Source organism: Streptomyces sp. NPDC054975, from assembly GCF_053609105.1.
Window position 1 is genome coordinate 141314 of record NZ_JBSGWV010000009.1, and the last position, 10194, is coordinate 151507.

Annotated in this window: 12 protein-coding genes; 5 read left to right on the top strand and 7 right to left on the bottom strand. The window is 72.2% G+C overall.

Going from position 1 to position 10194, the window contains the following annotated elements; translation table 11 throughout:
* Positions 1-9 precede the first annotated feature (9 nt).
* From ACWF79_RS12675 to ACWF79_RS12685, 3 genes are read right to left on the bottom strand one after another with little or no spacing between them, the layout of a single operon-like run.
* The gene (locus ACWF79_RS12675) at positions 10-639 is read right to left on the bottom strand and encodes a TetR/AcrR family transcriptional regulator (RefSeq protein ID WP_453728073.1); all 630 of its coding nucleotides are present in this window, start codon (positions 637-639) and stop codon (positions 10-12) included.
* 15 nt (positions 640-654) lie between these two features.
* Positions 655-1437, bottom strand: coding sequence for an SDR family oxidoreductase (locus tag ACWF79_RS12680; protein WP_453728074.1), 783 nt, complete (start codon positions 1435-1437; stop codon positions 655-657).
* Positions 1434-2570 carry an acyl-CoA dehydrogenase family protein gene (locus ACWF79_RS12685; protein ID WP_453728075.1) on the bottom strand — a complete coding sequence of 379 codons (1137 nt, stop codon included), beginning with the start codon at positions 2568-2570 and terminating at the stop codon, positions 1434-1436. Before ACWF79_RS12685 ends, ACWF79_RS12680 begins: the two co-directional genes overlap by 4 nt.
* Positions 2571-2621: 51 nt before the next feature.
* Here ACWF79_RS12685 and ACWF79_RS12690 point away from each other — a divergent pair, with 51 nt between their 5' ends.
* Both ACWF79_RS12690 and ACWF79_RS12695 read left to right on the top strand, forming a co-directional pair.
* Entirely contained in the window at positions 2622-3803 is a 1182-nt protein-coding gene (locus tag ACWF79_RS12690) for an acyl-CoA dehydrogenase family protein (RefSeq protein ID WP_453728076.1), read from the top strand.
* Positions 3803-4822, top strand: coding sequence for an acyl-CoA dehydrogenase family protein (locus ACWF79_RS12695; protein ID WP_453728077.1), 1020 nt, complete (start codon positions 3803-3805; stop codon positions 4820-4822). The genes ACWF79_RS12690 and ACWF79_RS12695 overlap by 1 nt, the downstream gene beginning before the upstream one ends.
* On the opposite strand, the gene ACWF79_RS12700 is transcribed toward ACWF79_RS12695, so the two are convergent.
* The 4 genes from ACWF79_RS12700 to ACWF79_RS12715 all read right to left on the bottom strand — a co-directional run bounded on the left by ACWF79_RS12700 (position 4817) and on the right by ACWF79_RS12715 (position 7234).
* Complete coding sequence (locus tag ACWF79_RS12700) at positions 4817-5326, bottom strand: pyridoxamine 5'-phosphate oxidase family protein (RefSeq protein ID WP_453728078.1); 510 nt, start codon at positions 5324-5326, stop codon at positions 4817-4819. The genes ACWF79_RS12695 and ACWF79_RS12700 overlap by 6 nt on opposite strands.
* 41 nt (positions 5327-5367) lie before the next feature.
* Positions 5368-5742: a VOC family protein gene (locus ACWF79_RS12705; protein ID WP_453728079.1), complete on the bottom strand. Its 375-nt coding sequence runs from the start codon at positions 5740-5742 to the stop codon at positions 5368-5370.
* Between the two features lie 58 nt (positions 5743-5800).
* Positions 5801-6526, bottom strand: a complete 726-nt coding sequence (locus tag ACWF79_RS12710; protein WP_453728080.1) for a vWA domain-containing protein — start codon at positions 6524-6526, stop codon at positions 5801-5803.
* A gap of 75 nt (positions 6527-6601) precedes the next feature.
* Positions 6602-7234 carry a PadR family transcriptional regulator gene (locus ACWF79_RS12715; protein WP_453728110.1) on the bottom strand — a complete coding sequence of 211 codons (633 nt, stop codon included), beginning with the start codon at positions 7232-7234 and terminating at the stop codon, positions 6602-6604.
* An 82-nt stretch (positions 7235-7316) separates the two neighbouring features.
* Here ACWF79_RS12715 and ACWF79_RS12720 point away from each other — a divergent pair, with 82 nt between their 5' ends.
* The 3 genes from ACWF79_RS12720 to ACWF79_RS12730 are packed head-to-tail and all read left to right on the top strand — an operon-like array spanning position 7317 to position 10032.
* Positions 7317-8441 carry an LLM class flavin-dependent oxidoreductase gene (locus ACWF79_RS12720; RefSeq protein WP_453728081.1) on the top strand — a complete coding sequence of 375 codons (1125 nt, stop codon included), beginning with the start codon at positions 7317-7319 and terminating at the stop codon, positions 8439-8441.
* Positions 8441-9163, top strand: a complete 723-nt coding sequence (locus tag ACWF79_RS12725) for a glucose 1-dehydrogenase (protein ID WP_453728111.1) — start codon at positions 8441-8443, stop codon at positions 9161-9163. The genes ACWF79_RS12720 and ACWF79_RS12725 overlap by 1 nt, the downstream gene beginning before the upstream one ends.
* On the top strand, positions 9160-10032 hold the full coding sequence (locus ACWF79_RS12730) for an alpha/beta hydrolase (RefSeq protein WP_453728082.1): 873 nt from the start codon (positions 9160-9162) through the stop codon (positions 10030-10032). The genes ACWF79_RS12725 and ACWF79_RS12730 overlap by 4 nt, the downstream gene beginning before the upstream one ends.
* Positions 10033-10194: the final 162 nt, after the last annotated feature.

Consider the following 10194-nt stretch of genomic DNA (forward strand, 5'->3'; position numbering starts at 1 on the left):
CCAGCTGACTCATGTGTCTACGGCGATACCGTCCAGGACCATCGACAGGTACTGGCGGGCGATCTCCTCCGGGCTGTGCTGTCCGCCCGGGCGGTACCAGGACGCGGCGACCCAGACGGTGTCGCGCACGAACCGGTAGGTGAGCCGGACGTCGAGGTCGGCGCGGAAGGTGCCGGCCTCGACTCCTCGCTCCAGCGTGCCGAGCCACGCCTTCTCGAACTTCACCTGCGAGTCCGAGAGGTAGTGGAAGCGGGGCTGGTCGGCGAGGTGCCTGGACTCCTTCTGGTAGATGGCGACGGCGGCACGGTGCCGGTCGATCTCCCGGAAGGACTCGGTGACGAGTGCCTCGATGGTCTCCCTGGGTCCGAGTCCGGCGGCGAGGACGGCGTCGTACCCCTCCCACAGCTCGGTCAGGAAGGTGGAGAGGATCTCGTCGAGCATCGATTCCTTGGAATCGAAGTGGTAGTAGAGGCTGCCGGCGAGCATGCCGGCGGCGTCGGCGATCTTCCGTACGGTCGTGGCGTTGTACCCCTGGGCGGCGAACACCTCGGCCGCGGTGTCCAGGAGCTCGCGGCGCCGCTCGGGCGAGGCGGTCACCGGCGACTTCTTCCTGCTGCTGTTACTGACGGTCTTCGGCACACGTCCATTCTGGTCCTACGCGTGCTGACTGCTGACCGAGACGGTCTCACCGGTCATGTAGGACGAGTACCCGCTGGTCAGGAAGACGATGACGTTGGCGACCTCCCAGGGTTCGGCGTACCGCCCGAAGGCCTCGCGCTCGGTCAGCTCGGCGAGCAGCTCGGCGGAGGTGACCTTGACCAGGTGCGGGTGCATGGCGAGCGACGGGGAGACGGCGTTGACGCGGACGTCGTACGCGGCCGCCTCGACGGCGGCGCAGCGGGTGAGGGCCATGACGCCGGCCTTGGCGGCGGCGTAGTGGGCCTGGCCGGCCTGGGCGCGCCAGCCGACGACGGAGGCGTTGTTGACGATCACGCCTCCGTGGCCGGCCCCGGCGAAGTGGCGCAGGGCGGCGCGGGTACAGCGGAAGGTGCCGCCCAGCGTGACGTCGAGGACGCGGCTCCACTGCTCGTCGGTCATGTCGACGAGGGGGGCGGTGCCGCCGAGGCCGGCGTTGTTGACGACGGCGTCGAGGCGGCCGTGGAGCCGTACGGCGGTGTCGAAGAGGGCCTGGACCTGGGCCTCTTCGGTGACGTCGCAGGGCAGTGCGTCGACCCGGTCGGCGCCGAACTCGGCGGCGAGGGCGGCCTCGGTCTCCTTGAGGCGGCGCGCGTGGGCGTCGCTGATCAGGACCCGGGCACCCTCCTCCAGGAAACGGCGGGCGGTGGCGCCGCCGATGCCGGCTCCGGCGGCGGCGGTGATGACGGCGGTACGGCCGGTCAGCAGGCCGTGTCCCGGGACGTAGGCGGGTGGCGTCATGGGCGCGGCTCCTTGGGGAGGCCGAGCACCCGCTCGGCGATGAGGTTGCGCTGGATCTCGCTGGATCCGGCGTAGATCGTGTCGGCGCGGGAGAAGAGGAACAGCCGCTGCCACTGGTCGAGTTCGTACGGTTCGGCCGCGACGACCGTGGAGGCGGCGCCGCAGATGTCCATGGCGAGTTCGCCGAGGTCGCGGTGCCAGTGCGACCAGTACAGCTTGGCCATGGAGGGGTCGGTGCCGCGCAGGGCGTTCGCGCGCATGGCCTTCAGGCCGGTCCAGGACCGGACGAGGCGGTCGCGGACGAGGGGGTCGGCGAGCGCTCCGTTGCGCCGGGCCAGGTCGATCAGCCCTTCCAGCTCTCGGCGGAACCCGACCTGCTGGCCGAGGGTGGAGACGCCGCGTTCGTGGCCGAGGGTGGCCATGGCGATCCGCCAGCCGTCGCCGGGCTCGCCGACGACGTTCGTGGCGTCGGTCCGGGCGCCGTCGAAGAAGACCTCGTTGAACTCGCTGGTTCCGGTGAGCTGGACGATCGGCCGGACCTCGACGCCCGGCTGGTCCATGGGGACGAGCAGGTACGAGAGTCCGGCGTGCCGCCGCGACCCCGGTTCGGTGCGGGCGAGAACGAAGCACCACTGGGACTCGTGGGCGAGCGAGGTCCAGATTTTCTGGCCGTTCACCACCCACGCGTCGCCCTCGCGGACCGCCCGCGTGCGGACGGCGGCCAGGTCGGAGCCGGCGTCGGGTTCGCTGTAGCCCTGGCACCAGAGCTCCTCGACGGCCCGGATCGGGGGCAGGAAGCGGGCCTTCTGCTCCTCGGTGCCGTGGTCGAGGACGGTGGGCCCGAGGAGCTGTTCGCCGATGTGGTTGACGCGGGCGGGGGCGTCGGCGAGGGCGTACTCCTCGTGGAAGGCGATCTGCTCCTCGATGCTCGCGCCGCGCCCGCCGTACTCCTTGGGCCAGCCGACGCAGGTCCAGCCGTGGGCGGCCAGGTGCCGTTCCCAGGCGAGGCGTTCGGCGAACGCCTCGTGCTCGCGACCCGGCCCACCGAGGCCCTTGAGTGCGGCGAATTCGCCCCTGAGGTGGGCGCGTAGCCAGTCCCGTATCTCGGTGCGGAACTCCTCGACGCTGCTCATGGCCGTACGTTAACCTACCAAACACTTGTTAGGGAAGGAGGCGAGGGTCTGATGGACCTGTCGTACAGCGCCGAGGAGACGGAGTTCCGGGCGGAGGCGAGGCAGTGGCTGCGGGCCCGCGTACCGGCCGTACCGCTGCCCTCGCTGGAGACGGCCGAGGGCTTCGCGGCGCACCGCGCGTGGGAGGCCGAACTCGCCGCCGACCGCTGGTCGGTGGTCTCCTGGCCGGAGCGGTACGGCGGGCGGGACGCCGACATCTTCCGGTGGCTGATCTTCGAGGAGGAGTACTACGCGGCGGGGGCGCCCGGCCGGGTCTCGCAGAACGGCATCAACCTCCTCGCCCCCACCCTCTTCGACCACGCGACGGAGGAGCAGCGGGCCCGGGTGCTGCCCTCGATGGCGACCGGCGAGGTCGTCTGGGCGCAGGCCTGGTCGGAGCCGGAGTCCGGCTCCGACCTGGCGTCGCTGACCTCGCGGGCGGTCAGGACCGACGGCGGCTGGCTGCTGTCCGGCCAGAAGACCTGGTCCTCGCGGGCCGCCTTCGCCGACCGGGCCTTCGGGATCTTCCGCACCGATCCGGAGACGGACCCGGCCCGGCCGCACCGGGGGCTGACGTATCTGATGTTCGACCTGCGGGCGCCGGGGGTGACGGTCCGGCCGATCGGCCGGCTCGACGGGAAGCCTGCCTTCGCGGAGCTCTTCCTCGACGAGGTCTTCGTGCCGGACGAGGACGTGATCGGGGAGCCAGGCCAGGGCTGGCGCATCGCGATGTCGACGACCGGCAACGAACGGGGCCTGATGCTCCGCTCCCCCGGCCGCTTCCTGGCGGCCGCGGACCGGCTGGTCGCGCTGTGGCGGTCGGCCGGCGAGGACCCGGCGCTGCGGGACCGGGTCGCGGACGCGGTGATCGGCGCGCGGGCGTACCAGCTGTTCACGGCGGGCGGCGCGACGCGGTTCGCGTCGGGGGCCGGGGGCGCGTCGGCGCGAGCGGAGCCGCCAGTGAGGGCCGTCGGGGCGGAGTCGAGTCTGAACAAGGTGTTCTGGTCGGAGTACGACATCGCGCTGCACGAGACGGCGCTCGATCTGCTGGGCGACGAGACGGAGGCGGCGGACGGCGAGTGGGGCGAGGGGTACGTCTTCTCCCTCGCGGGCCCGATCTACGCGGGCACCAACGAGATCCAGCGCGACATCATCGCCGAGCGGCTGCTCGGCCTGCCGAAGGGGCGGCGCTGATGCGATTCCTGCCGACGCAGGAGCAGCGCGACTTCGCGCGCTCCCTGGACGCGATGCTGACGGCGGCGGACACACCGACGGCGGTACGGGCCTGGGCGACGGGCGACCCGGCCCGGGGCCGCGCCCTGTGGTCCCGCCTCGCGGAGGCGGGCGTCTTCGCCCTGCCGATCCCTGAGCAGCACGAGGGCGTGGGCCCTCTTCCGGTCGAACTGGCGACGGCCTTCGTGGAGTTGGGGCGTCACGCAGTGCCGGGCCCTCTCGTGGAGACGGTGGCGGCGGGCGCCCTGCTGGCCGCCTTGGCCGACCGGGGCGAACCGGGCCCGGCGAAGCGGCTGCTGCCGGGCATGGCGACGGGCGCGACCCTGGCGACCCTGACGGTGGACACCGGGAGCTCTGGCCCGGTCAGGACGCCGTTCCATGGCTTCGCGCTCGACGCGGGCGTCGCCGACCTCCTCCTCGTCGTGCGGGGCGACCAGGTGTGGCTGGCCCCCGGGCATGAGGACGTCCGTGTCTCCGCCGACCCCGCACGGCGGCTGTCGCGGCCCGCCCCGGGCGGGGAGTTGCTGGCGGCCGGTCCTGCCGTCCAGGCCGCCGCCGCCCACGCGCACGACTGGGCCCTGCTCGCGACCGCCGCGCAGGCCCTCGGTGTCGGGCTCACGCTGCTCGACCGGACCGTGGCGTACGCCAGGCAACGCCGCCAGTTCGGAACGGAGATCGGCTCCTTCCAAGCGGTCAAACACCGCCTCGCCGACACCCTGCTGGCCCTGGAGTTCGCCCGACCGCTCCTCTTCGGAGCAGCGGTCACGTTCCGGAGCACCGATCTCGCCGCCGCCAAGGTCGCCGCGGGCGAGGCCGCGTACACCGCCGCCCGTACCGCCCTGCAGATCCATGGTGCCGTCGGTTACACCGAGGAGCTGGACCTCTCCCTCTGGCTGCGCAAGGCCCGGCCCCTGCGGGACGCCTGGGGCACCCCGTCCTGGTGCCGGGCCCGGGTCATGGAGACGTACGACGGGTCATGACTCCTCGCGCGGGGCGCTGTCGTCGTTGCCACGCCGGAGCGTCCGCGCCGGGCGTCCCGGTGCCCAGGTGCGGACGACGAGTTCGTCCCCGTCGACGAAGGTGCGGACCACCTCCGTGAGCTCGACCCGGAAGAGGTGGAAGGGCTGCGGCTCGCCTGCCGCCTCCACGTACCGCGCGACGGTCTGCGCGTCCGTGACCTCGACCGCCCGCCCGGAGATCCGGACGTCACCCCCGCCCATGTCCGTCCCGGCGCCCGGGTTGGCGAGCAGGGAGAAGCGCGGGTCACGCCGCAGGTCGAACGCCTTGCGGGAGTTCGGCATCATCCCGAGCCATACCTCGCCGAAGCGGAACCCCGCCTCGATCCCGCTGAGCCGGGGCGAGCCGTCCCTGCGCAGGGTGGCCAGCGCGTGGTGGGTGAACTGCCCGAAGCGTTCCCGTACGGTCTCGGCGAGCTCGGGTTCGGCGGCCTCGAAGACCGCCCAGCTGGTTCCGGTGTTTCCCATACGTCAAGGAAACACCGGATACCCGACACCTACCGTCCGGATTACTGCGCGCGCTCGGCGACGGACCGCTCGACGCAGAACTCGTTGCCCTCCGGGTCCGCCATCGTCGCCCAGCCCGTCCCGTCCGCGTTCCGGCGGTCGTCGAACATCGTGGCGCCGAGGGCGAGCAGCCGCTCGACCTCCTCGTCACGGCTGCGGTCCTGCGGCTGGAGATCGAGGTGGATCCGGCTCTTGACCGACTTCGCCTCCGGCACCTGGATGAAGAGCAGACCGCCGCCGTCCGTCTCGACCAGGGCCTCCGGGTCACCGGGCTGGTCGTCGTCGGAGACCTTGGAGTCCAGGACGGCGGCCCAGAAGGTCGCCAGGGCGTAAGCGTCGGCGCAGTCGATCGTCACGTGTCGCACAAGAGAAGCCATGACGCCACTATCACCCGGACGGGGCGCGGGCGCCCAGGATTTTCCGGGCGGTCGGGGCCTACCCTGCCGGGCGGACGATGGACCGCGCCCGGGCCGCCGAGAGCCAGGCGGGGAACTCGGCGACGATCCGGTCGTACAGCTCGGCGTCCGGGACCTTGCGCGGGTCCATCCCGGCGTGGAAGAAGCCGGCGTTGTCGACGGACCGCTTCTGCGGAACGGCCAACTCGTCGAGCTTCCGCAGGAACTCGAACTGCCGGCTGTTCGGGTCGCCGAAGCCGATGAACTGCCAGAAGAGGGGCAGCTCGGCCGCCTTGCACAAGTACCGCTCGGCGGCGAGCTTGTTGATCGGACCGCCGTCCGTCTGGAAGACGACGAGCGCGGGGGCGGTGGCGCCGCTGTCGAGGTAGTGGTCGATGACGGCGTCCATCGCCAGGTGGTAGCTGGTCTTGCCCATGTGGCCGAGGCCGGCGACGATCCGGTCGATCCGCCCGTGGTGGTCGGCGAGTTCGATGTCCGTCTCGGCGTCGATGTCGGTGGAGAAGAAGACCACCGGCACCCGCCCGTCGTCGTCGAGGTTGGCCGAGAGTCCCAACACCCGGTCGGCCAGGGCCTGGACGCTGCCGTCCTTGTAGTACGGCTTCATCGAGCCCGAGTAGTCCAGCACCAGGTAGACGGCCACGCGCTGCCCGTCCAACCCGTGCTTCCGCAGGGACACCCCCGCCGACTTGTACAGGCTCACCAGCGCCGGTGCGGTCTCCTCGACCTTGCTCAGACTCAGACCCACGGACGGCCCCCTCCCTCGCCCGAGGGAACCCCTTTCCCCCCGGAGTGCCGAGCGTACGGGATCGGAGTCGCCGACCTACGGCCGTTCGCCCTCACCCGAGGCGGCCGGAGGGGCCTTTCGACCCGCGCGCCTCTGCTCCAGCTCCTCGATGTCCGCGAGCATGGCGTCGGCCAGATCGCGCTCGGCGGCGTAGTGCCGCTCGGCCCACTTGAGGGTCAGCGTCGGGTACGCCCACGCCTCGTCGGCCTTCGCCTCCTCCACGTCGGCCTCCGCGCGCAGCCGCATGGACTCCGCGAACTCCCGGTGACGGGCGAGGACTTCGCGCATCTGCTCGGGTTCGAGGAGATGCCCGAGCCAGAGCCGCAGCATCGGCCCGTGCTTGAGCACGGGCGGGTCGACGGGTGCGGTGCGCGCCCAGGTCCGGACGGCGTCCATCCCCTCGTCCGTGATCCGGTAGACCCGCTTGTCACGGCTGCCCGTCTCCTGGGCGACCCTCCGCGAGGTGGCGTAACCGGCCTTCTCCAGCCGCTTCAGCTCGCTGTAGATCTGGCTGAACGACGGGCTCCAGTAGAAGAAGCGCAGCGACCCGTCGGCCCACTTCTTGAGGTCGTAGCCGGACAGCTCCCGCCCGAAGGAGAGCAGCCCGAGCACCGCCCAGCTCGTCGCCGGGAACGCCGGAAGGTCGTCCTCGGCCGTCGTCCGCTTCACCACGGACCGAAGTCTACGTTCCCCTTCCTCCCCTTCCCTATGACTGCTAGACATATTTCTAATCGAAATAGAGGAGTTCGCCATGAAGTTCTCGATGATCTTCGAGGCCCAACTCGTCGACCCGACCCCCGAACGTGAGCGTCAGGTCATCCACGACTGCGTCGAACAGGCCGTCCACGCCGAGAAGTCGGGCTTCGACCGGGTCTGGGCGGTCGAGCACCACTCCCTCACCCAGTACGCGCACATGAGCGCGTCCGAGATCTTCCTGACCTGGGTCGCCGCCCGCACCGAACGCATCCGCATCGGCCACGGCGTCGTCACCATGCCCTTCGGCTACCAGCACCCGGTGCGGGTCGCCGAGCGCGCCGCCATGCTCGACGTGCTCAGCGGCGGCCGGGTGGACATCGGCGCCGGCCGGGGCGCGACCCGCCAGGAGATGCGGATGTACGGCGTGCGCCCCGAGGACACGTATCCGCAGATGGAGGAGGCGCTGCGGATCTTCTCGCAGGCCTGGCGCGCGGAGGAGTTCGAGTGGCACGGCTCGATCGACATCGGCCCGGGCGCGATCCTCCCCCGCCCCGTGCAGGACCCGCACCCTCCCCTCTTCATGGCCTGCTCCAAGCACGAGACCCTCAAGCTGGCCGCCGAACTCGGCATCGGCGCCCTGGTGATGGGCTTCGCCGGCGCGGACGACGTGCGGGCGATGCGCAAGGTGTACGACGACGCCCTCGCCGTACGCGACGGCTCCCGGCTCGTCTCCACCGAGGTCAACGACCACTTCTCGGCGCTCTGCCCCACGATCGTCCTGGACGACGCCGAGCGCGCGCTCCGGCTCGGCACGCGCGGCCAGCGCTTCTTCGCCGAGTCGATCGCCCACTGGTACGGCGGCTCCCCCGCCCCGACCGGCTACGCGGAGGACGAGGACCACACGGCCGCGCTGGAGCTGCGCCGCGAGGAGCTGGTCGCCCGCCTCCACGAGGCGAACATCCCGGCCCGCCCGGTCGACACCGGCACGTACAACACCGACCACGCCTACGGGGACGCCGAGACCGCCATCGCGTACGTCGAGCAGCTGCGCGCGATCGGGGTCGACGAGGTGATGTGCCTGATCCAGATGGGCACGGTCCCGCAGGAGGTCTGCATGGAGACCATCCGGCAGTGGGGCGAGAAGGTCATCCCGCACTTCCGAGCGCTGGAGGCCAGGTGATCTGCGTCGCGGGCAAGGTCGTGATCGTCACGGGCGCGGCGCGCGGGCAGGGCGCGGCCGAGGCCCGGCTGCTGGTGGAGGCGGGCGCACGGGTCGTCTGCACGGACGTACGGGAGGAGGCGGGCCGGGCGGTCGCGGCGGAGCTGGGTGAGGCGGGGGTGTTCGTACGCCACGACGTGAGCTCGGCGGAGGGCTGGGGGACGGTGGTCGGGGCGGCTCTCCAGGCCTTCGGCCGCCTGGACGCGCTGGTCAACAACGCGGCGCTGTGGCGGACGGCTCCGGTGGAGTCGGAGACGTACGAGAACTTCGAACTCCTCCTCAGGGTCAATCTGCTGGGGCCGTTCCTCGGCATCCAGGCGGTCGTACCGGCCCTGCGCGAGGCGGGCGGCGGGTCGATCGTGAACGTGTCCTCGACGGCCGGCCTGGTCGGCATACCGGGCCACGCGGCGTACGGCGCGAGCAAGTTCGGCCTGCGCGGCCTGACCCGCTCCTCGGCCCTGGATCTGGCGCGGCACGGCATCCGCGTCAACTCGGTGCATCCGGGAGCCGTCGACACGCCGATGACGGCGGCGGTGGCGGAGAGGGACTGGTCGCACGTCCCACTCGGCCGCATGGGCCGGGCGGAGGAGGTCGGCGGCCTGATCGCCTTCCTGGTCTCGGACGCGTCCTCGTACATGACGGGTGCGGAGTTCACGGTGGACGGGGGGCTGACGACCGGATGACGGACCCACTGACCCCGACGGCCCGAGCCCTGTGCGACGCGATGTCGGCCGCCTTCCCGGGACCGGGCGACGCGAAGGCCCTGCGCGCGGCGGCAAGGGCGGGCGTTCGGGACGTACCGCCGTCGCGCGAGACGACGGCGGCGGGCATACGTGTGCGCCTGTACGGCCCCGGTCCGGACGGCGCCGGCCCCGTCGTCGTCTTCGCGCACGGTGGTGGCTGGGTGCTGTGCGACCTGGACACGCACGACGGTCTGTGCCGCGAACTGGCGCGCCGGGCAGGGGTTTCGGTGGTCTCCGTGGACTACCGGCGCGCCCCCGAGCACCGCTTCCCGGCGGCCGAGGACGACGTGTACGCGGTCCTGGAGTGGGCCGCCGCCCGGTACGGAGGACCGCTGTTCCTCGCGGGCGACTCCAGCGGGGGCAACCTCGCGGCGGCCGCGGCCCTGCGGGCCCGGGACGCGGGCGGCCCGCCGGTCGCGGGCCAGCTCCTCTTCTACCCGGTCCTGGACCACCGCCTGGACCACCCGTCCGCGCAGGCGTACGCCGAGGGCTTCTTCCACACCACGGCGCACATGCGCTGGTACTGGGAGCAGTACCTCGGCCCGGCCGGCGACCCGGTCGCCGCCTCCCCCGGTCTGGCCGCCGACCTCACCGGCCTCCCGCCCACCCTCGTGGTCCTCGCGGACTGCGACCCCCTACGGGACGAGGGCCTGGCCTACGCCCGCCGCCTCTCCTCGGCCGGGGTCCAGGCCCACGTCCACCTGCACACGGGCGTCTTCCACGGCTTCCTGGGCGCGCGCGGACTCCTGCCGGAAGCGGACACCGCCCTGACCGGCGCGGCGGCCTGGATGACCACGGTAGGCGGCTGAGGCCGGCCGGCCACCCCGAGCGAACCGCGAACGCGCCGCGGCGCCCTCCCAGTCGTCCGGGCCCCACCCCCGGACGCCGATCTCGCACCGCTCGGCCGCAGGCGGCCTCCCGGGCTTCGACCGGCTGCGTCGGACTCCGTCCGCCGACCCGACCGCCGCCCC

Excerpts from the sequence above, each read along its gene's own strand:
- ACWF79_RS12680 (WP_453728074.1), bottom strand. The coding sequence starts at position 1,437 with ATGACGCCACCCGCCTACGTCCCGGGACACGGCCTGCTGACCGGCCGT.
- ACWF79_RS12685 (WP_453728075.1), bottom strand. The coding sequence starts at position 2,570 with ATGAGCAGCGTCGAGGAGTTCCGCACCGAGATACGGGACTGGCTACGC.
- ACWF79_RS12690 (WP_453728076.1), top strand. The coding sequence starts at position 2,622 with ATGGACCTGTCGTACAGCGCCGAGGAGACGGAGTTCCGGGCGGAGGCG.
- ACWF79_RS12695 (WP_453728077.1), top strand. The coding sequence starts at position 3,803 with ATGCGATTCCTGCCGACGCAGGAGCAGCGCGACTTCGCGCGCTCCCTG.
- ACWF79_RS12700 (WP_453728078.1), bottom strand. The coding sequence starts at position 5,326 with ATGGGAAACACCGGAACCAGCTGGGCGGTCTTCGAGGCCGCCGAACCC.
- ACWF79_RS12705 (WP_453728079.1), bottom strand. The coding sequence starts at position 5,742 with ATGGCTTCTCTTGTGCGACACGTGACGATCGACTGCGCCGACGCTTAC.
- ACWF79_RS12720 (WP_453728081.1), top strand. The coding sequence starts at position 7,317 with ATGAAGTTCTCGATGATCTTCGAGGCCCAACTCGTCGACCCGACCCCC.
- ACWF79_RS12730 (WP_453728082.1), top strand. The coding sequence starts at position 9,160 with ATGACGGACCCACTGACCCCGACGGCCCGAGCCCTGTGCGACGCGATG.